Source organism: Luteolibacter ambystomatis (assembly GCF_018137965.1).
Classification (GTDB): Bacteria; Verrucomicrobiota; Verrucomicrobiia; order Verrucomicrobiales; family Akkermansiaceae; genus Luteolibacter; species Luteolibacter ambystomatis.
The window spans coordinates 5,104,998-5,127,204 of sequence record NZ_CP073100.1 but is presented as its reverse complement, the minus strand read 5'-3'; the positions used below and the strand labels follow the sequence as shown (position 1 = coordinate 5,127,204).

Below are 22,207 nucleotides of genomic sequence, written 5' to 3'. Positions count from 1 at the left end.
GAAGGTTCAGTTCGGCACCGTCGGATTGGTGCCGTGCTGGTACTCGTAGAGGTTGGTTTTGCCGTCGTGATCGGTATCGACCGCGGCATCGGCGGAGCTGAGAGGGTTCAGACCGTAGGTCACTTCCCATCCGTCCGGCATCAGGTCGCCATCGGTATCGACCTTGGTCAGGTCCGTGCCGGCGGTCTGCTCCTGCAAATCGGTCAGGCCATCTCCATCGTGATCGGTGGATGCCGCCTGCCAGAGGTAGGGGGAGGACACGTAGGTATATTCCCCGGCATCCACCACCCCGTTGGAGTTCGCGTCCACCCAGTTCACGGTGCGGGATTCGGTGACGTCCCACAGGCCATCGCCATCGGCATCTTGATGGAACAGGTCCTGCACTTCCGTGGCACTCAGCACGCGGGAGTGGACCCGCAGGCGGTCCAACATGGCATCCGGCAGGGCACTGGGTGCATATGCCGGGTAAAGTCGGCCAAATGTGAAAGTCGTATCGGTATCGTAGGCTACAGGATAGTACTGAGTCGCCACCTGCTTCACGAGTACACCATCAAGATAAACCCTCTGGCCGTTCGCCATGGAAGGCGCGTAAGTCACCGCGAAATGATGCCAATTGCCGTCATCCGCAGTCCCCTTGGTCCAAGAAAAGTCATAGCCGTTGAAATCGGTGAGAGGGCTGCCTACCGACGTGCCGTTCGATCCATCCGACGCATACTGACGATACCCGCCCACATACCACTGTTGGCCTGCGGCGGTCCGCCGCAACATGAAGCAGGTCCCTTGGGCAAGAGTGGCATAATTGGGTGCTGGTCCCGTCCCCTGCTGATCATAAAGCGAGAAAATGACTCGGAAGAATCCATTGGAATTCTTGATGCTGTCTTTGCCCAACCGAAACCACCCGCTGGCCGTCCAAATGTCTTGGCTTGCGTTAGCAGGCTTAACAGTCGCCGGGGGGATCGTGATATAGCCGGTGGTGTTGAGGCGCGCCGCCTGTGACGGCATGCCGAGTCGAACCGGCCCTCCGGAAAAGGAGGTGGCGTGGCGGTTGCTTCCGGAACGGTCGGCAAAGGTGGCCCCCTGGATCGACTCGAAATCCCAGAAGCCCTTCAACCCGGTGGCAAAGGCCGCGGAAACTCCCGTGCCATCCGGATCGGACAACGCGGCATTCACCGTCGGATAGGGATCAAGGTTGTCCGGGATGTTGTCGCCGTCCGTATCGGCCAGCAGCGGGTTCGTGCCGAGCGCGTTCTCTTCCCAGGCATTCAACGTGTCACCATCGGGGTCCACGGTGGAATCGGTGATTTTCACGCGCCAGAACCGCTTCACATCCACCGGACCACCCAGCGTACGTTGGATTTCCGCTCCCGTGCCTTCTTCCGGAGCACCGGAAGAACTCCAGGCCATGAGATTGGGAGACGTCTCCAGTTGATAGACCTTCCCTGCCTGCGACAGCCACGAGAACTTGAGCAAGTCATCCGGGACCGTGCGGGTGATTTTCAAATCCACATGTCCCGTCGGCGCGGTGGCTTTGAAAGGGTCCGTTCCCGCCAAGGCCTCCATGGCATTGGTCCAGCCATCACGATCCGGATCAGCGGTCGCGGCATGATTGGTATTAGCCGCGGAAAACAAACTACCGCCATTGAAGTACTTCTCCCAGGCATCCCCCATGCCATTGCCATTGGTGTCCTGGATGGCATGGGCGGCGGGAGCCAGCAGCAACAGCAAGGTGCAGGATGAAAGCGGGGGCAACTTCATGGTACAAGGCGTATGCCATCTGCGTGCCCAGCCTCCTGAGTTCACTCAAGTCTATTCAACTCCGCCGTGCAACTTACACGGTCAAACCAAACATCACATCCCCGTCACAGAGGATGGATATGCCATCAGGCCTGACCTTTCTTCCACTCCTCCCTCTCCCATACACGGGAGCGGAGTGCCTCGGATGCGGCGCGGGCCTCGGCCTCCTTCTTGCTCTTGCCCTTGCCGGTGGCGAGGATCAATCCCTGCCAGGCGACCTCCGCCTGGAACACACGGCGGTGGTCGGGACCGCTCTCGCCGATGATCCGGTAGGTGGGAGCCTGCGGACAAAGCGATTGCAGGCATTCCTGAAGCTCACCCTTCGGATTGCGCTCCTCCGGGCTGGCCGCGAGTCCGCCGATCTCCGATTGGAGCAGGCGCAGCACCAGCTCGCGGGATGCAGCGACACCGGAATCAAGGTAAACGGCACCGATGAGCGCCTCAAAGGCATCCGCCAAGGTGGAAAGACGGCGGCGGCCGCCGGTGGACTCCTCGCCCTTCCCCAGCAACACGTAGTCGCCGAGGTGGATGGTCATCGCGAAACGGGCCAAGGCCCGGCGCGATACAACCCGGGAGCGGAGCTTGGTCAGGCGGCCTTCCGGAAAGTCCGGGAACATCTTGAAGAGTTCCTCGGTGAGGATCAGTTGCAGCACGGCATCGCCGAGAAACTCCAACCGTTGGTTGTCGAAATGAGGCCGCTGGGACTCGTAGGCGAGGCTCGGATGGGTGAGCGCTTCCGCAAGGAGGAACGAATTACGGAATTTGTAGCCGATCCGGCTTTCGAGGGGCTGCATGGTCACGCGGTCGAGGTTTCCTCTCTCCTCACCCGGACGCTGACGCTACCCGATGAGAAAAGTGGGGTGACCGACGGGACTCGAACCCGCAACAACCAGAATCACAATCTGGGGCTCTACCATTGAACTACGGCCACCATTTTTTCGGCGGGCGGGAGAACTACGCGACGTTCCCGGATTTGGGAAGTGAAAAATCGCCCGCGCCGCCAAAACCTTTCACGAAAGCGCTTCCCGCACGGACTTCCGGTTCAGAAGGATCAACACCAGCACCGGATAGATGCAGTAGAGCAGCGGGCTCACCACCATGCTGCCCATCATCGTGGCTTTCATCACTCCGATCATGGTCTTGTCACCCTTCGCGCCCGTTTCCAGTTGATCGAAGAAGGTGTTCATCCGCGGCAGCACCACCACGAACATGAGCACGATGAGGAGGATCTTCATGAGGATCGAGGTCCACGCGTAGGCATTCGACCATTTCAATCCACTTCGTTTCCACTTCAGGAGACCGAGCCCCGCGATGACGAGCATCACCGCCAGGATGATGGAGGCACCGTGCTGCGCGTAGGTCAGTGATTTCGTGGCCTCGGTCAGTTCACGGGTCATCTTGGCCTGGAGCTCCTGCACGCCGCCGGCCTTTTCCTGATTTTCCATCATCGTGCGGGTCATACCCTGCATGGCCAGCGAGAAGAGAACCATCAGCACTCCCAGGCAGGCGATGACAAGATGGAGGATGCCGAACACACGGACCTGCGCCGGGCGGGCGGGAGGCGGGAAGGCTGACGGAGAAGGCTGACCGAAGGGGGCACCGGGAAGATAAGGGTCCGACATGACTCCATCGAAATCATCCTCCCTCCTCTTTGTCGAGCCACTACGGCCCACACCGCCATTCCGAACTTGGCAGAAAAGGCTCCGACCGCATGATGCGGGCGACTCCGCCATGACCCGATTCCCCGCCCTCGCCTTGGCCGTGCTGATGCTCACCCAGTGCGGAGCCCCGAAGGCTCCCAGCTGCCCCAGCGTCCCCAAGGAATCCCGCGTGCCTGCCGCAGCCCTGATCGCGGAGGCTCGGGCGGATTGGCACATTCTGGCCAACCCCGCACGCCGTGCCCAGTGGCCGGCGGCCCAAGCAGCCTACAATGATGCGGTGGCAAAACTCTTCGACCAGATGCGCTGCCCCGCTCGCCCTTGGCAAGAGGCTGCGGCCTCGCTCGGCACCCGCATCCAGGCTCATGGCGAGGACGACGCTTATCTGGAAAACATCCAGTCCCTCTTCCCGGCGAACCTTGTGAACACCTCGTCGGTCGGCCCGCGCCAGACCACACCCGGACTCGGAATTCCGCTGGTGGGTTGGCACGCCCAGTCATCCGAGGGCAAGGAACAGTCCCGGGCGAAATTCGCACCTCCGACAGGCCAGCCGTTCAATGTCACCGCGGTCCTGCGTTTCGACCGCGGCAGCCAGCCGACCTGGCAGTTCGGCGCGCCCCTTCAGAAGGACAGCACCGAGATCGGAGGACGGACCGTAAAATACAACACCGACTGGTCCGCCAGCCACGCCTTCTACTGGCACATGAGCGACCTGGACGACTTCGATGCGCTGAAGGTGATCCTCCCCGACCGCTTCACCGAGGAAACCGGCCTCTACTTCGGACAGCCCTACGATCCGGATCGCATCCCGCTCGTCTTCATCCACGGCATCAATTCCAGTCCCGCCGCCTTCAAGCATCTGATCAACACCTTGGCCGGTGAGGAATGGTTTCGTAAAAAATACCAGGTCTGGCTTTTCAACTACCCCACCGGCAATCCGTGGATCCTCAGTGCGGCCCGCTTCCGTAGCTATATGAATGCCGCTGCGGCCTACGCCAAGGCCCACGGCGACCGCGGCAATATCAACAAGACCGTAATCGTGGCACACTCCATGGGCGGCCTCATCACCCGCACCGCCGTCAGCGAACCGGGCCAGTGCTTCTATGACGGTTTCTTCAAGAAACCCATCGACCAACTCAACCTGAGCCCGCAGGGACGCCAGATGATCGAAACCGGTATCCTTTACCATCCCATCACCTTCCCGGACCGCATCGTCTTCATGGCGGTGCCTCATCAGGGCAGCCCGCTGGCGGAACGCGTCATCTTCACCTGGCTGTCCCGCCTCGTGCGCCTGCCGAAAACCCTCACGGTGGAAATGGTAGACATCGCCATGCGGAACGCCGGCAACATGCTGCTTCCTGAATCCGGCCACCTGCCGACCGCCATCGACAACCTGTCCCCGAACGATCCCAGCGTGCAGGCTCTCCAAAAGACCCACCTGCCCTCCCGCCTGCATCTCCACTCGATCATCGGTGATCGTGGCCGGGGCGATACACCGAACAGCAGCGACGGCATCGTGCCCTACTGGTCATCCCACCTCGACCACGTGGAGAGCGAAAAGATCGTTCCCAGCGGCCACGGAGTTCCCAGCAATGAGGAAGCAGGGCAGGAAGTGATCCGCATCCTCCGGAAACACGCGGGCATCAACTAACCGACTGGCTTTCAAAAAGAAAAGATGGCCGGATGGTTTCCCACCCGGCCATCTTTTTCGTTCATTGCATGTACCCAAGAAAATCGTCAGGTCTGCCCAAGCAGCCCGGATCCGAAACTTGCATTTATTGCGCGCAATCGAATCGCCGCCATTAAATACGCTCGAACATCCAGATTGCAAGCAACATTCGTTGGGATTTCTGCCTACTTTTTTTGGTCAACTGGCCTTTTTCCCTCATTCATTCACCTTCGCACGCATGAATTTCTTTGTATCCGTCGCCACCGTCCCAGCGGTCCGGAAGGTCCGGTAGGTCCATCCGCTATCGATCGTCGGTAAGGTGAGGGTCGCCTGAACGGCGGCGGTGTCGATCGGATTGAGCTCGGAGACGACCTCATCAAAGGTGCCCAGATCGCTGCTGCCCTGGATGTGGTAGATCACGCCTTCAACCGCTACCGTGGACACCAGTTCCATGCCGTCCGGCGAACTGAAGGCGACCCCGGTGAGGATCGGCAGGGTGAGGGTCAGCACCTGGTCCGGCCCGATGGTCGCCACCTTCACGATGATCTTCCCGCTAGCGACTCCCGAGAGGGGATTGCTGTCGAAGGCGAACTCGGCGAGGTTGTTGGAGCCATCGTTGTCCGGATCCTGGTTCTTGGCGTCGTTCAGGCCATAGGTCAGGCCGTAGAGGGACATCCATGTGTCGTAAAGGGTTGATGGAGCCCCCGTCAACACGTTGAGAATGCCGGTGCCGGTGATGCGGGTGGTCTTATGCGCGGCGGCCGATGTGGGGGAACCCCAGGTTCCCGCCTGCTGCTGGACCGCGCCGAAGAACAACTGTCCCACGGTATCCGTGCCGACGTAGTTGAGATCCAGCGTGGCACCGCTGGTGGCGATCGTGATGAAGGACGCATCCGCCAGGTACGGCGTGGTCAGGGAAAGCACGCCGCCGTTGACCGTCGTATTGCCGGTGTAGGTATTCGCACCGGTGAGTGTCCAAGTGCCCGACCCGGCCTTGGAGAGCGCCATGGTGGCCGCTGGAGTGGTGGTGCTGTCCTGAATGACTCCACTGACCAAGCCATTGCCCGCCCCACCCAGGGAATTCGTGCGAGGGGTCGTGATGGCGGCCCCCACCCCAAGAGTGCCGGACAATTCAAGGAAGTTGCCCACACCGGCATCGGACTGGATGTTGAATCCGTTCCCGCCGGTGCTGGTGACCGTCAGATTGCCGGTGATCTTGGTATTGCCGGTGACGTTCTGGATGCCCGGCGTGCCCCCGCCGCTGAGGGTGGTGGAGGACGCGGAGTTGAAGTTGTTGGCGATCGTATTCGTTCCCGAAAGCTGGAGTACGAGGATGCCGGTGTTCACCCCTTGTTTGCTCAGGGTGATCGTGCCCGTTCCGAGCGCACCCGTGTTCGGCACCAGCAGCGATCCGCCGTTGTCCGAGATGGTGATGCCGTTGCCCAGCAGGTTGGACGCATTGGTGAGGCTGAGGGTCCCTTGCCCGATCTTCGTCAGGCTGCCCGCAGGGCCGGTCAGGGCGGTCGCGAGGGTTACGGCCTGGCCGTTGGTGTCCAGCTTGTACTGCTGTCCGGAGACTTGGGAGAACCGGGCGGAATAGTCGGTCGTGTTGATGGCATTGAACTGCAGGGTTCCGCCTCCGAAACTGATCGTGCCGGTGGTGCCGATGGCGGTGCTCGACCCAAGCGACAAGGTACCGGCGGTCAGGGTGGTTCCTCCGGAGTAGGTGTTGCTGCCTGCCAGCGTCGTCGTGCCGGTTCCCGTGTGAACCACGGAGCCGGTGCCCGAAATATTGTTGGCAACCGTGTGCGCATTCGTGCGGTTGAAGCGCAGGGTCGCGTTGTTGGTGACCGGACCACCCACGCCCAATGTCCCGCTGGTACCGCCATTCCCGATCTGGAGCACACCGGTGGTGATGGTGGTGGTGCCGGTGTAGGTGTTGTTACCGGAAAAGATGATCGTGCCGCTGACATTCGCCGCGCCGTTGATCTCAAGATTCCCCACTCCCGCGACCACTCCGGAAAACACCGGCGATACCGAAGACCCGGCTCCGATGCGGACATCCGCGGACATGTTCACCGATCCGGAAAAAACGGTGCTGGTTCCATCAACGCGGATCGCTCCGTTTTGAGCGCCATTGACGCTCACCGTGCCATTTTCAAACCAACCGTTTCCTTTGATGTCGAGGGCATTGGCGATCGTGAGGCTGTTGGTGTTCACATAAATCTGCCCGCCCGCATTGACGGTCACCGGGCCCGTGCCGAATGCGGTGGAATTGCCAACGTTGGTGCGGGCGTTGTTGATCGTGGTGCCGCCGCTGTAGGTGCTCGCGTTGTTCACCGCATAGACACTCAGGCCGCCGTTCGGAGCCGCACCGTTGAGGCCGTTGTAAACCACGCTGCCCAGCCCGCTGATCGCCCCGGCGCCGTCCACGTTCGTATTGATGACGGTCTTGAGATTGAACATCAGCCCGGCTCCGCTGGAGATCGCCACCGCCGAACCCGCTCCCAAGGTTGCGGTGGTGCCGGTACCCGTGCCATCTCCGACCTGAAGCGATCCCGCTCCGATGGCATACCCGCCGGTCGCGGTGTTCACTCCGGTGAGGATGGTTTTCCCCGCTCCCACTTTGACCACCTTCACGACACCGGTGCCATTATCCACAAGCAACGAGCTGATGCTCATCGGCACGGTCACCTGGGAGTTGTTCAGGACCAGCTCTCCCGCCGTGTTGGTGGGCGGGCCGCCCGCGGTGAGGTTCGGCACGGTGACCGTGACGCCGCTGCTGGCGGAGGTAGCCAACAGGGTGCCCACCGCACCAAGCCGCAGCGTGGTCGAACCACTGATGGTGGCCAGACCGCCGTTTGAATTCACCGTAAGCGTGTTCGTATCGGTCGTCGCCGCCGCGAGAGTGACATTTCCGGAGACACCGCCTTCGATGATCCGCTGGTTCAACGAGCCATCATTCGCCACCACGCCGCCGAGCCGGACCAGATCGGAGAACACGTTCAAGGGCACGATGTTGCCGCTGCCGTCATTCATCGAAAGCGTGGAACCGTTCAGGATCACCCCCGGCAGCAGGCCGTTGACGTTGGCGGAGGTGGTCGTGGCCAATCCCAGGCCACCGATATCCAACTGTCCGTTGGTGCGGGTGATGGTGCCGAGCGAGAGCGTCGAGGAACCGCTGTTGCGCGAGATGGAGGCGAATCCGCTGAATGTCAGTCCGCCGATCAGTTCATTGTGCGAACCTCCGTTCAACACCAGGGCGGTGCCATTGAGAGTCAGCAATGCCGCATCCGCCAGCTTGGAGTTGTTCTGGGTGTTGTAGTCCAGGTTGAGCACCCCGGCATTGAAGGTGCTGGTTCCGGTGAACGAAGCATTGGCACCGGAAAGGGTGAGGTTCGCGGTATTGGGATGAGTGATCGAACCCGCGCCGCTGACCGGCCCGCTCAAGGTCAGCGTCGAAGGACTGCTGTCGAGAGTCAGCGTGATCCCCGTCGCAATCGAGACGGCATTCGCCAGATTGCGCGGGCTGTCCGGAGCGACGGTGGACAAGGTCGAGTTTCCCGCCACGGACAAGGTGCTGGTCCCCAGAACGGTGTTGTTGGTGGAGACCAGCAGCTTGCCGGAATTGAGCTTGGTGGTGCCCACATAGGTGTTGTTGCCGGACAGGGTGAGTGTGGAGGTGGCGTCGATGTCGAGCTGCCAGGTGCCACCCGCATTGCCTCCGGCGATCGTTCCCTGCAGGACCACGTTCTTCGACGCATCGATCAGGAAGCGGTTCGTGACCGCTCCGGAGCTCAGAGTGATATTGTTGGCGAGAGTCGGCGAAACCAGGAATCTCATCCCGGTGATATTGCCGCTGTTGGTGTAGGTGACGTTGCCCGTCCCCAGGGCCGAAACATGGCCGAGCATGAGGGCACCGTTTCCGTTGGTGGACGGAGAACCGTTGGTGACGGTGAAGCCTCCGCTCCAGGTATTCGCCCCGTTCAAACGGAGAAAACCGCCGCCGGTTTTGGTCAGGAGCCCGGTGCCGCTGATGATGCTGTCCACCGTGATGCCGATATTGCCGGAAGTGCTGTCGCCATTGAACGTGCCTCCTCCGGCATTGACCGTCACTCCCCGGTTGGTTGCCACGCTGAAGTTGGCGATGACTCCCCCGCTGTTGCTGATCGTGCCGCCATTGAAGCTGAGGCCATCCGCCACGAAGCTGGCCGGTGTCCCGCCCAGAGTTCCACCCGAGTCCTGCACGATCGTCCCCTGGTTGATCGCCAGCTTGCCGGTGAAGGTCTTCGCGGTGGAAGTGAAGGTGTAGGAACTCGAGCCGGTCTTCACGAGATCTCCCGAACCGGTGATGGCCGAAGGCAACGTAGTGGCGGCACTGCCGGTCAACGTGGTGGTCGTGCCGGTGGCCAGGGCGATGGTGCTGCTCAGTGTGCCTGCCGATCCGAGATTATTGATCGTCCCGCCATTCGAAGTCACCGGCCAGGTGATGTTACCGGCGCCATTCGCCCACAACCCGAGCGTGCCGGTGCTGGCGATGGTGATCGTGCCCGCTCCCGCGGTGGTGGTGCTGGTTTCCAGGCTCAGCGTACCCGCATTGATGACGATGCTCCCGAGCGAAATGGGCGTGCCGACGATGCTGAACTGGTTCGCCCCGACCTTGGTCAGGGTGAAGCCACCCATGTTGAGAAAGGTCGAGGGCGTGCCGGTACCCGCGCTGCGCAGATCGAACCGGGAAACTCCTCCCACGGTCGCATTCGCGGTCAGCGTGAGATTGTTCAGCGCGTTCTGCTGGGCGGTGACACTGTTGTTGACCAGCGCGCCATTGCCACCCACTCCCGCTCCGGCGATTTGGACAAGCTCCGCCACATTGGTCGTGGAAAGCGCGATGCCGTTCACGTCCAGCGTGCCCCCATCCTCGACGATGGTTTCATTCCCGCTGCCCGAGGCCCCCAGCGCATTGGAGTTTCCGATCTGGAGGGTTCCCGCCGTCACCACCGTCTGGCCGAGATAGGTATTCGGCGTGGAGAACAGGAACGTGCCCGCGCCGTCCTTTGTCACGATGGTGCCCCCGGCGATCAAACCCGTGCCGGTCATCGACAAGGTGCCCACGGTGTTGTTCACCAGCACCGACGAGGGGTACATCGTTCCGGAAAGTGTCACCGCATCCGGCGAGTCGAAAACAACCGAATCCCCGGACTGGAAGGTCAGCGGTCCCGGAGCAAAGGCCCCGCCGGTGCTCCAAGTGGTGTTCGCCGTCTCCCATGTCAGAAGAGATACATCATACTGGAGCACCAGTTTGGCGTTGAATGTGTCATTGATGACGGAAGCGTTGCGGAAACCCGCGATGTTGAAATTGCCGGTGCCTGTCGCCACGCCCGGCCCATAGTTGATGAGATCGACATTCTTCGTCCCTACCACCGGCGAGGGATTGGCCAGGACGATGTTCGCGGAGGCCGAGACATTGACACCGTTGAAGGTGAGCACCGGAAAGCCGACCAGGAGGTTGGAATTGTTGAGCAATGAAAGCGAGCCGGTGCTGCTGCCGCTGCCCGTGATGGTGGCGCCCGATCCGACGCTGGCATTGGAAGTCAGCGAGCCGGTGAGCTTCAACGTGCCACCGTTGGGATTGACGGTCGTGGCTCCGGTGTAGTCGTTCGCACCGGAAAGAACGAGCGTGCCGATGTCCGTCTTCGTCAGCCCTCCCGCACCGGTGATGACACCGGGAACCGTGAGGGTACGATTGAACCCGGTTTGAAGACTGCCTCCCCCCGCTCCCAGCGTGATGCCGCGGTTGATCGCAAGAGTGATATCAAATCCGGAGGTGAACGCGGTGCTGGAGGTGGCTCCGGTCATGTTCGCCAGGATGCCGCCATTGAGCGTGAGATAGTCGGACGTAAGCACGCCCGGCACCGGCCCCAGCGCGAGGTCTCCGCTGATGCCCAGGGTTCCACCGTTGACCACATATTTCCCGGCGTAAGTCGAGGCGAGGGACGAAATCGTGGCCGCTCCGGAACTGGACTTGGTCAGGATCCGCGCGGCGTCTCCGGACATCGCTCCGGTTTGGTTGAAAAAGACGGTGGGAGCCGTGACCACGCCGGAACCAATGTCCCAGATCTGATCGGCGCTGATCACCGTGTCCGCATTGATCGTGAGTCCTCTCGGGCTGGAACCGGTACCCAGTGCGACGATGCCGTTCGCACCGAGCGTAAGGGTCTGGCCGGCCGCGCCATTGATGACGATATTGCCGCCGGGATTGCCACCATCCCCGATCTGGATGCCGGCCACCGACATGCTGGCGCCGAGCGAGGCGGTGACGTTTCCGGAGGCGACGGTGTTGTTCCACAGCGCCACATCGAGGGACCCGGGTGAACCCGCGGTGGTCCAGCTCCCAGTGGTGTTCAGGGCGATCGTATTGTTCGCCTTGATGTAGATGACGGCGGTGGCGTTGCCACTGGCGGCCAGCAGACCGGCCACAATCAGGACCGGAGAAGGAAACCACAAACCACGACCAACGAATTTCGTCTTCATGGGAAAGCGGGGTAAAAGATTTTTGGGGGGTTAACGTTGTAGGAGATTGTTGGAGAATATGCAATCCACGTTTTACAGGGCTGTTTCCACCCGCCCTGAAACTCCCCCCGTCTGCGCTCTGGACTCGCCCGCCCGCCGCCTCTAGCGTCCCGCGCATGTCGCTCCCGGCCGCCGAACAACTCCGTCTGCTCACCGCAGGCACCGCCAAGGTGCTCTCGGAAAAGGAACTCGCCGACAAACTCGCGCTCGGCCGCCCGCTGCGCGTGAAACTCGGCGTGGACCCGACCGCCCCGGACATCCACTTCGGCCATACCGTCGCTCTCGAAAAGTTGCGCCAGTTCCAGGAACTCGGCCACCAGGCCGTGCTGCTGATCGGCGATTTCACCGCCACCATCGGCGATCCGTCCGGCCGCTCCGTCACCCGCCCGCCGCTCACCCGCGATGAAGTGCTGGCCAATGCCGAGACCTACACCACCCAGGCTTTCAAAATCCTCGATCCGGAGAAAACCGAGGTCGTTTACAACGGTGATTGGTTCCGCAAGATGACCTATGAGGAGGTGCTGAAGCTCAACTCCCGCGTGACGCTCCAGCAGATGCTCCAGCGCGAGGACTTCCGCAACCGCCTCGATTCCGCCCAGGAAGTGCGCCTGCACGAACTCCAGTACCCGATCATGCAGGGCTGGGACTCCGTGGAGATCCGCGCCGATGTCGAGATCGGCGGCACCGACCAGCTTTTCAACATCCTCGTCGGCCGCGATCTCCAGAAGGAGGAAGGCCAGCCGCAGCAGGTGGTGATGGTCGTGCCGCTGCTGGAAGGTCTCGATGGCGTGAAGAAGATGTCGAAGTCCTACGGCAACTACGTCGGCGTGAACGACCCGCCGCAGGAAATGTTCGGCAAACTGATGAGCGTGTCCGACACCCTGATGGCGCGCTACTACCAGCTCCTGTTGGGCGAAACGCTTTCACCGGACGTTCATCCGATGGAGGCCAAGAAGGCCCTCGCGGAAAAGCTCACCTCGCGCTACCACGGCGCGGAGGCTGGCACCGCCGCGCGCGCGGATTGGGACACCCGCTTTTCCAAAAAGGATCTCGCCGCCGCCGATCTCCCGGAACTGTCACTCGCTGATCTGCCAGCGGATGCGAACGTGCTTACACTCTCGGCCCACTGCTTCAAGATCGCCTTCGAAGTGGAGAAGTCGAATGGGGAGCTGCGCAAGCAGTTCATCACCACCGGCTCGGTCCAGCTCAATGGAGAGAAATTGACGGATCCCTCCGCCGCCGTATCGGTGCAGGCGGGCGACGTGCTGAAACTCTCGAAGAAGCACGCGGTCCGTTTCATCTAATCCATCTGCATCCCATGGCCTCCGAACTTCCCATCCTCTATATCAAAACCGGCTGCCCGTGGTGCGATGATGTGATCGAGTATCTCGACAAGAAGAAGATCGAGGTTGAGACGATCGTTGTCAGCGGCAACCGCGAGGCGATGCAGGAGATGGTGGATCTCTCCGGCCAATCAAAGGCTCCGACGATGGATTGGCATGGCGAGGTGCTCGCGGACTTCGGCGTGGACGAGCTGGTGCCGTTCCTGAAAAAGCGCGGCGTGGTGTGATTGCCCGTCCATCGTGGCCGCGAAGCGGAAGCCTCACGGCTCTTCTTTCCCCATCGCAGCCGCATGGCTTTCCTTGCGGAAGCGGGCCGGGGATTTTCCGGTGAGCTTGGTAAAGACCCGCGTGAGATAATAGCGGTTCGGGAAACCGGTCTTCTCCGCGATCTCGTCCAGACTCAAGCTTGTCTCCGCCAGCAGCTTCGCGGCCTCGCTGGTGCGCACCCGCGCGATGAAGCGCGTGGGGCTGACATGATATTCCCGCTGGAACATCGCGGACAACGTGCGTGCGGAAACGCCCGCCATCTTCGCCAGGACCGGAACGTCCGGCAGCGAGACGAAGTTCCGCGCGATGTAATCGGTCACTTTCACCAGCACAGGCGATCGTTCCGCATCGTTCCAACCAATCTCCTCACGGCTCACCACCAAATGCAGCAAAGCGGCGCTCTGGTGATAGATGGCGAAACGGTCACCCTCCGCTGGACCGGTGAACTTGCCGCAGATCCTTTCGACCAATCCCCTCTCCTCCGGACTTACCGGGAGAAGCAGCGGCCCCGGCTTCGCGAGGAGCAGTCCGGGCGAGAACGCGATCCAGAAATGCGGCACCGCCTCCGTGCCATAAGGATGAAACAACACGTGGTCCGGGATGATGACCAGATGGCCGGGCTCCAGTTCCACCTCGCGATCGCCGATCACCATCTTGTGGCCGGAGCGTGAATTGTAATAGAGCCGCCAGAAGGGGCTGACCGTGTTGGGAAAAACCCACCAGTAGTTCCGCGCCAGATAGCCGACCTCATGGATCACGATCTGATCCTTCGTCGGCGGTGCTCCCAAGGGGGAGTACACGATCCCTACCCCGGATGCCGGATTGTCATAGGCCCCGCGGTTTCTCTCCCGGAGATCAAAAAAGGATACATTTCTGGGCATCTGAGGACATGGACTCTACGCGATAGGAAGCTTAAATTATCCAATATTGCACGGATAAACCCAACGGAAGACAACCCTTTCTTCTGTGAAAACCCCCGACTTCTTTGAGCATCTGCCCAAACATTCTCCACAGTATTTGGCTGCGCTATTTTATTGGCTGCAACCAATCATGCTCTGTTTTGGAGAATTGCTCCGCCTTGATCGGCGACAAACGGCGCAATCCGGGAATGATCAGCCCGATTTGCCCGAAAAACCAATCATCGCAAAGCGACGCATCCCGCCATCCTCTTATCAGGAAGTCATTTAAGACACAAATATCGTCATTCTTTCTCGCCACGTCGCTGGTGGCCTCGGCTTCCGGGCCGCTCGAAATCCGCTTCAACACCGCAGCCACCGATTGGGAATCCCAAGCCCTGCCGGTGGGAAACAGCCGGATGGGGGCGATGATCTACGGGGATGCCGCGGCGGAGCGCATGCAGTTCAACGAGATCAGCCTGTGGACCGGCGGAGCGAACCTCTCCGGAGGCTACGACATCAATCAATTCGGCGCCTACCAGACCTTCGGCGATCTGTATCTGGACACACCGGGTGTGGGTGCGCCGGTGGTGAGCAATCCGACGATCGCCGATCATACCGCGGGGTCCGCGGGCCAGACGGTGGACAAGAGCTACGACGGCAGCACCAACACCAAGTGGTGCATCATCCACAACAGCAAGACGATCATCTGGCAGATCGTTTTCCCGACCTCCGCCACCCTCACTGGCTACTCCATCACCTCCGCCGATGACGTCCCTGCCCGCGATCCGCGTACATGGACTTTCCAGGGATCGAATGACGGCACCACTTGGACCACGCTGGACAGCCGCGCGCTCAGCACCTCCTCCTCACCTGTCTGGCCCTTCCCATCGCGGAGGCAAAAGGTGTCCTTCACACCCGCTTCCACCGGTTCGTTCACGCGCTACCGGTTCGTCTTCACACCGAACACCACCGATCCGACCAACGGCAGCGCGGTGCCACACTTCCAGCTTTCGGAAATCGGATTCACCGGCGCACCCGCCGCGGTCCTGCCGACGAACTACTCGCGCGCGCTCGATCTGACCACCGCCGTCCACACGGTGGCGTGGACACAAGGCACCACGAACTTCAACCGCGAGACCTTCGCCTCCCGTCCGGGACAGGTGATCGCCACCCGGATCAGTGCCGACTCCAGCGGCAAGATCAACACCGTGATCCGCCTGGCAGGCGGCCATTCGGAAACACCCGCCGCCAGCGGCAATGAGGTCTCTTTCTCCGGCACGCTGTCGAACAACAGCCTGCGCTACGCCACAAAAGTGCGGGTGATCGCCACCGGTGGCACGCTGACGGTTTCCGGCAACACGCTCCAAGCTACCAACTGCGATTCACTGCTGCTGCTGCATGCGGCGGCGACGGACTATGCAATGGATGCCGCCACGACTCCCGCGTTCCGGAATGGCATCCTGCCCATGACCACCGTGAACGCGCGGCTGGATGCGGCGCAGACAGCCGGGTACGCCGCGTTGAAGGCCGCCCACATCGCGGACTACCAATCGCTCTTCAACCGCGTCTCGCTCGATCTCGGCGCGCCGCCCGCGCAAACGCTCACGCCTTCCCGTCTCAGTGCCTATCAGGCCGGTGGCACCGACAACCATCTGGAGAGCCTCATGTTCCAGTTCGGGCGCTATCTGCTCATCTCCTCCTCGCGCGATTCCCTGCCCGCGAACCTGCAGGGACTGTGGAACAACAGCAACAACCCGCCGTGGTTCTCCGACTACCACACCAACATCAACCTCCAGATGAACTACTGGATGGCGGAACCGGCGAACCTGCCGGAGTGCCATGAACCGCTGTTCAATTTCCTGGAGGCCATCGAACCGCTGAGCCGCACGGCCACGAAAGCGGGCTTCGGCAGCACCATCCCGGGCTGGACGATGCGCACCTCCGTGAACCCCTTCGGCGGCCACGGTTGGAACTGGGACACCCCGTCCTCCGCATGGCTCGCCCGCCACTACTGGGAGCACTACCAATACAGCGGAGACACCGCCTTCCTTCAGAATACGGCATGGCCGACGATGAAGGAGATCTGCCAATTCTGGATCGCCCGGCTGAAGACGCGGGCCGATGGCAAGCTCGTCTCGCCCAACGGTTGGTCACCGGAACACGGCCCCACCGAGGACGGCGTGTCCTATGACCAGGAGATCATCTGGGATCTGTTCACGAACACCATCGCGGCTTCGCAAGTCCTCGACATCGAGCCGACGTTCCGCGCCCAGCTCATCGACCTGCGTTCGAAGCTGTTGCTGCCCGGCATCGGCTCATGGGGCCAGGTGATGGAATGGACCACCGAGCGTCCAACGTTGGAGCACGAGGGCCATCGCCACACCTCGCATCTCTACGCCGCCTATCCCGGCTTCCAGTTCAATCCGGTGGACACGCCGCAGTATGTGACGGCCTCCGCGGTTTCGCTGCTGGACCGCGGCACCACCGGGGATTCCCGCCGCTCCTGGACGTGGCCGTGGCGCGCGGCACTGTGGTCGCGCCTCGGAAATGCGGAGAACGCCCACGACATGGTGCGCGGTCTCTTCACCTACAACACGATGCAGAATCTCTTCACCACCCACACGCCGTTCCAGATCGATGGGAACCTCGGCTACCCGGGCGCGGTGTGCGAGATGCTGCTGCAATCGCATGCCGGTGAAATCGCAGTGCTTCCCGCCCTGCCTTCCGCTTGGCCCGCCGGATCGTTCACCGGATTGCGCGCCCGGGGTGGTTACGAGGTGGATGCCTCATGGCAGGGCGGCGCTCCGACCGCTGTCACGCTGCGCTCCACCGGCGGCCAGGCCGCCACATTGCGCCTTCCCGCCACCATCACCAGCCCGGGCGCCTTCGTCCGGACAGGAAATACTACAAATGCCGTAACCAAGCGCGACGGACTCCTCGTCTTCAACACCACCCCGGGCCAGTCCTACGCCATCGACACCAATGTCACCGGTGCGGATGACGCGGATGGAGACGGCTTCAGCACCTATGCCGAATGGCTGGCAGGCACCGATCCCGGCGCACGCGCTTCCCATCCGCACGTCAGCCTCACTCCCTCGCCGGGCGGACTCACGCTGTCGTGGTCCGAGATCAAGGACCGCCGCTACGTGATCCAGTCATCCACGGACCTCCAAACGTGGAGTGACGTCATCACCCGCGACACAACCAGCGCAGGCACCGGCACCCTGCCCATCACCCCCGGCAGCGGCCGCGTCTTCTACCGTGCCGTCATCCGCACGCTGCCGGACTGATCATTCTCCGTTCCCTCCATTGCATCGCATAACCATGAAAAACAGACATTGCATCTACCTACTGGCCCTCGGCCTCACCTTCACCCACGCCGCCTCCGCCGCAACCCAAACGTGGCAGACCGCCAACGCCAACAATACCTGGGACCTCACCGCCACCAACTGGGATGCCGGGGTCGTCTGGACGAATGGCAACAACGCCCTGTTCACGGGCACGACCGAAACCGTCACGCTGGGGGCCGCGGCCCTCAATGCGGGAACCGTCTCATTCGATGGCACCGGCCAATGGACTCTCAACGGTCCTGCAGCCAGCCTCACCGCCAGCGCGATCAACATCAACACCACCGCGGGTGGCAAACTGAGTCTCGCCACGACCGGCACGCTTTCCAATGTGGCGGCGATCAATGTCACCACCGGCTCGACCTTGTTTGCACCCTCCACCTTGATCAACAGCGCGATCACCGTAGGCGGCACCGGCAACACCGAGAACCGCGGCGCGCTCCGCCTTGAAACCGGCGCAATCCTTTCGGGCACCATCACCCTGAATGCCGATACCACCATCGGCACCTCGGACAACGCCACGATCAGCAGTACGGTCAGCGGAAACTTCTCGCTTTCCCGTGCTTCAGTCGGCACCGGGACACTCACCCTCTCCGGCCCCCTCACCTTCACCGGCGGTTTCACCCAGGCCATTGCGGGAACCACGGTGCTCAGCGGCACGAGCACCTATGCGGGTGCCACCACCATCTCCGCCGGTTCGCTCACCCTGAGCGGTTCGATCGCGAACTCGGCTCTCAGCCTTTCCGATGGTACGACCCTGCGCGGCGAAGGCACTGCGGCCAGCGCCACCTTCGGCACCACCACCGGCGCCACCCTGGTTGTCGATCCCACCACACCCGCCGCCCTCACGGTCAATGGAGCTCTGGCGGTCAACGGCGCCGTCAACGTCAGCCTCACCACTCCCATCGCCGCAGGCTCGGGTCCGGTGACGCTGCTCAACTACGGCACCACCACCGCCACCGCTGCGAACTTCTCCGTAGGCACCGGCTTCCGCAATCCGACTCCGGTCGTGGTCGGCGGCGGGTCGGTCACTCTGGACCCGGGCAACAAGAACCTGGTATGGACCGGCGCGACCACCACCTGGGAATTGGGCGGTACGGACGGCGACTGGAATTCCGGCGCGGACCAGTTCTTCAACGGTGACTATCTCACCTTCAACGATACCGGAGCCAATCCCTCGATCACACTCGCCGGGACCTTCGCACCGAGTTCGATCACGGTAAACAGCACCACCAACAACTACAGCTTCCTCGGTGGCGGCTTCAGCGGATCGACGGGGCTGACCAAGAGCGGCAGTTCAACCCTCACCCTCACCGGGAACAACTCCAACACCGGAGCCATCTCGCTCACCGGCGGCACCCTCGCCCTCGACAACACCGCCTCGACCGGTGCGCAGAATCAGTTCACCGGCACGACCGGCGGCATCGCAGTCGGTGCTTCCACCACCCTGCGGGTGAAGGTTGCGGGTACGGGCGTGGATGGCACGGCCTACGTCCTCAGCCGCAGCCTTAGTGGCAGCGGTACTCTTGCCTTGGAAAACGCCGGAGCCACCGGCACCCGTGAAATCTCCCTCTCCGGGACGAACACCGGGTTTGCCGGAGCAGTGAACATCACCCGCAGTTCCGGCACGCAGGTGATGCGGGTAAAAGCGAACCAAATGGCCAACGCGACCCAGATCAGTGTCGCGGACGGAGGACAGTTCTGGGACAACACCGCCAGCGGCCAGACCGTCGGCTACACCTTCACCAACCTCGCGGGCCCGGGCGAAGGCGGCTTCGGCGCGCTACGTGTCGCAGGCGGTGTGACCTATAGCGGCGCGATGACGATGAACGCCAGCGGCGGCCGCATCGGTGGCGCGGGTGGCGCGGGTTTGATCGCCACCCTGTCCGGTCAGATCAGCGGCGGCCTGTTGGAACTACTCGGCACATCGAACGGCATCACGCTGCTCGTCACCAACAACAGCAACACGCCCTCCGCCGCCACCATCATGGGTGGTAGCAGCGGTGCGGTGCGCGCGGCGGGCAATACCGTCTTCGGCTCCGGCACTCTGACGCAGAACGGTGCCACGTTGATGTCCAGCAACACCACCGCGCGGACCTTCGCCAATCCCTACGTGGTGGGTGGCAACATCACGCTGGGTGACGCGACCAACAACGGCAAGCTGACCTTCACCGGCACCACCGGCTTTGGTACAGGCACCCGGACGGTGACCACCGCCTCCGAAGCCGAGCTTTCCGGCACGCTTTCCAATGGCGGCCTCACCCATGCGGGCGCGGGCAAGCTCACCCTCTCCGGCACCGGTTCGACCCTGACCAGCGTCCAGCAGACAGGTGCGGGCAATCTGGAAATCCCCGGAGCCATCACACTTTCCGGAGCAGGATCGCAGTTCTCCACAAGTGCTTTGGCGGGGACCTCCACCGTCAATATCGGCGGCTCACTGGTCTACAACGGCGGATCCGGCTTCAACGTGATCATCGGCCAGAACACCGCGAACCACAACGGGGTGCTCAATGTCTCCGGCTCCTACACACAGAATGCCGAGAGCATCTTCCTAGGCAACAACGTCGCCACCGTGACCGGCACAATCAACGTGAACAGCGGCGGCACCGTCACCTTTGGCACGGGCATGGCCAACAGCTCCGCTTCCGGTACCGGCGGCGCGGCAGGGGTGGTGTTGGGCCGCGATGGCGGCATCGGCACCATCAACCTCGCCACAGGCGGCACGCTTGCCTCCGCCAAGGACATCATCCGTGGCACCGGTACGGGCACCTTCAACTTCAACGGCGGCACACTGAAGGCGCTCGCCACCCGCGCGACGTTCCTCCAAGGCCTCACTGCCGCAAACATCAACACCGGCGGCGCGATCATCGATAGCAACGGCTTCGACATCACCATCGGCCAAGCGCTCCTCGCCGGAACCGGTGGCGCGGGTCTGGTGAAGAACGGTGCGGGCAAACTCACGCTCACGGGTGCCAACACCTACACCGGCGATACCACCGCGAACGGCGGCACGCTCTCGTTGGGCACCGCCTCCCTCGCCGATGCCGCGAAGGTGAACCTCAACAATGGTGCCGTGCTTGACCTCACCTTCGCAGGCTCCGACACCGTGGACCAACTGATCATCGATGGAGTCCAGCAAACCACCGGCACCTGGGGCAGCAGCGCCTCGACCGCCACCCATCAGGATGACGTTCACTTCAGCGGCACGGGCACGCTGACGGTCGTGACCGGACCGGCCAATGCCTACGCGGGATGGGCCGCCACCAAGGGCCTGACTGTTGCCAACAACGGCAAGAATCAGGACCCCGACAACGACGGGCGGAACAATCTGCATGAGTTCGGCTTCGGAGGTGATCCGCTTTCCGGCGCAACCGGACAGCGGATCGTCGCCCGCAGGGCCACGGTGAACACCTTCCAGATGCTGACACTCACCGTACCGGTGCGGAACGGCGCCGTGTTCAGCGGCTCACCGGATCTGACCGCCACGGTCGATGGCATCATCTACCATATCCAGGCCAGCCTGGATCTCGCGGATTGGACCAGCATCCCCGCCGCGGAGGTGCCGGTGGGCGACCGCCAACCGTTGATCGATGCCGCCACCCCGGCTCCCACCGGCTACACCAACCGCTTCTTCTACGTTCCGGATTCGCAGGAGAATTCGAAGGTCTTCCTCCGCGCCAAGGTTGAGGAAGCCCCCTGAGCCCCTTTCTTGGGTACAATGCAATAAGTGTATGCGGTCGGGTGGGGTTTCCCACCCGGCCGCATCCGTTTGGACTACCCGCAATTTGCTAGATCCTCCATCATGCCCATGTATGGATGCACATCATGCCTCTCCATCTCCGCCATCTGCTCTTGACATGGACTCTCGCACCCGGCGTCCTCAGTGCCGCTCCGGAAGTGCATCTTTGGAAAGACAAGCCGCCAGGCGATCTTCCCGCCGTAAAGGAAGGAGCCGCGCCAACGGGCCGGATGAATGATGACGAGCGCATGACCGATGTGGCCGCGCCAACGCTCACCTGGTTCCGCCCGGAGAAACCCGATGGCCGCGCGCTGGTGGTGTGTCCCGGTGGCGGCTATCAGATCCTCGCCATCCACAAGGAAGGCGACAAGGTGGCGGAGCGTTTCGCCAAGGAAGGCATCACCGTGGCCGTGCTGCACTATCGCGTTCCCGCAAAGAATACCGACGCCGCCGATGCCGGACCGCGCCAGGATATCGCCGAGGCGTTGCGCCAAGTCCGCGCCGAGATGAAGTCGAAGGGTTTCGCCAGCGGCAAAACCGGAGTGCTGGGATTTTCTGCAGGCGGGCATCTTGTCTTGGAATCGGCCTATGGTCCGATGCCCTCGGGAGCGGAGCGACCGGACTTCGTGGTGGCGATTTATCCCGCCTACCTCACGGACAAAGCCGGAGTCTTGAAACCGGAGTTTGCCATCACGAAAGAGTCCCCGCCCGCCTGCTTCTTCCACGCCGCGGATGACAAATATCCAGCCGATGCGAGCGCCCAGCTTTGGCGAAAATTGCACGATGCCGGGGTGAAGGCGGAGCTCCACATCTACTCCGGCGGTGGCCACGGTTTCGGCATCTCCGAGCCCAATCCGGACAAGCCGTGGACCCTGTGGCCGGACACCGCAGCCTCATGGATGCAGGGAATGCGCAAATAGA

Annotated in this window: 12 protein-coding genes and 1 tRNA gene; 7 read left to right on the top strand and 6 right to left on the bottom strand. The window is 62.1% G+C overall.

The window, feature by feature from the left end:
• Positions 1-6 precede the first annotated feature (6 nt).
• From KBB96_RS20050 to KBB96_RS20035, 4 genes are all read right to left on the bottom strand, one after another.
• A complete protein-coding gene (locus KBB96_RS20050; RefSeq protein ID WP_211631273.1) occupies positions 7-1,755 on the bottom strand; it encodes a LamG domain-containing protein in 1,749 nt (582 codons plus the stop codon).
• 125 nt (positions 1,756-1,880) lie between these two features.
• The gene (gene rnc, locus KBB96_RS20045) at positions 1,881-2,588 is read right to left on the bottom strand and encodes a ribonuclease III (RefSeq protein WP_211631272.1); all 708 of its coding nucleotides are present in this window, start codon (positions 2,586-2,588) and stop codon (positions 1,881-1,883) included.
• A gap of 62 nt (positions 2,589-2,650) precedes the next feature.
• A tRNA-His gene (locus KBB96_RS20040) sits at positions 2,651-2,725 on the bottom strand.
• A gap of 79 nt (positions 2,726-2,804) precedes the next feature.
• Positions 2,805-3,416 (bottom strand): hypothetical protein, encoded by a 612-nt coding sequence (locus tag KBB96_RS20035; protein ID WP_211631271.1) that lies wholly within the window; start codon positions 3,414-3,416, stop codon positions 2,805-2,807.
• Between the two features lie 109 nt (positions 3,417-3,525).
• Here KBB96_RS20035 and KBB96_RS20030 point away from each other — a divergent pair, with 109 nt between their 5' ends.
• Positions 3,526-5,103 carry an esterase/lipase family protein gene (locus tag KBB96_RS20030; RefSeq protein ID WP_211631270.1) on the top strand — a complete coding sequence of 526 codons (1,578 nt, stop codon included), beginning with the start codon at positions 3,526-3,528 and terminating at the stop codon, positions 5,101-5,103.
• A gap of 234 nt (positions 5,104-5,337) precedes the next feature.
• Here KBB96_RS20030 and KBB96_RS20025 read toward each other — a convergent pair whose 3' ends face one another.
• Positions 5,338-11,652, bottom strand: coding sequence for an autotransporter-associated beta strand repeat-containing protein (locus KBB96_RS20025; RefSeq protein ID WP_211631269.1), 6,315 nt, complete (start codon positions 11,650-11,652; stop codon positions 5,338-5,340).
• A 155-nt stretch (positions 11,653-11,807) separates the two neighbouring features.
• Between KBB96_RS20025 and tyrS the strand changes: the two genes are divergently transcribed.
• Complete coding sequence (gene tyrS, locus KBB96_RS20020) at positions 11,808-12,995, top strand: tyrosine--tRNA ligase (RefSeq protein WP_211631268.1); 1,188 nt, start codon at positions 11,808-11,810, stop codon at positions 12,993-12,995.
• Between the two features lie 14 nt (positions 12,996-13,009).
• The gene (locus tag KBB96_RS20015; protein WP_211631267.1) at positions 13,010-13,261 is read left to right on the top strand and encodes a glutaredoxin family protein; all 252 of its coding nucleotides are present in this window, start codon (positions 13,010-13,012) and stop codon (positions 13,259-13,261) included.
• Positions 13,262-13,294: 33 nt separating this feature from the next.
• Here KBB96_RS20015 and KBB96_RS20010 read toward each other — a convergent pair whose 3' ends face one another.
• Positions 13,295-14,101 carry a helix-turn-helix domain-containing protein gene (locus KBB96_RS20010; RefSeq protein WP_211631266.1) on the bottom strand — a complete coding sequence of 269 codons (807 nt, stop codon included), beginning with the start codon at positions 14,099-14,101 and terminating at the stop codon, positions 13,295-13,297.
• Between the two features lie 166 nt (positions 14,102-14,267).
• Here KBB96_RS20010 and KBB96_RS20005 point away from each other — a divergent pair, with 166 nt between their 5' ends.
• The 4 genes from KBB96_RS20005 (at position 14,268) to KBB96_RS19990 (ending at position 22,206) form a co-directional block, all read left to right on the top strand.
• Positions 14,268-14,489 carry a hypothetical protein gene (locus KBB96_RS20005; RefSeq protein WP_211631265.1) on the top strand — a complete coding sequence of 74 codons (222 nt, stop codon included), beginning with the start codon at positions 14,268-14,270 and terminating at the stop codon, positions 14,487-14,489.
• Positions 14,490-14,526: 37 nt separating this feature from the next.
• Entirely contained in the window at positions 14,527-17,490 is a 2,964-nt protein-coding gene (locus KBB96_RS20000; RefSeq protein ID WP_211631264.1) for a glycosyl hydrolase family 95 catalytic domain-containing protein, read from the top strand.
• A gap of 34 nt (positions 17,491-17,524) precedes the next feature.
• Positions 17,525-21,247, top strand: a complete 3,723-nt coding sequence (locus tag KBB96_RS19995; protein WP_211631263.1) for a beta strand repeat-containing protein — start codon at positions 17,525-17,527, stop codon at positions 21,245-21,247.
• Positions 21,248-21,372: 125 nt separating this feature from the next.
• Positions 21,373-22,206 carry an alpha/beta hydrolase gene (locus KBB96_RS19990; protein WP_211631262.1) on the top strand — a complete coding sequence of 278 codons (834 nt, stop codon included), beginning with the start codon at positions 21,373-21,375 and terminating at the stop codon, positions 22,204-22,206.
• Position 22,207 lies beyond the last annotated feature (1 nt).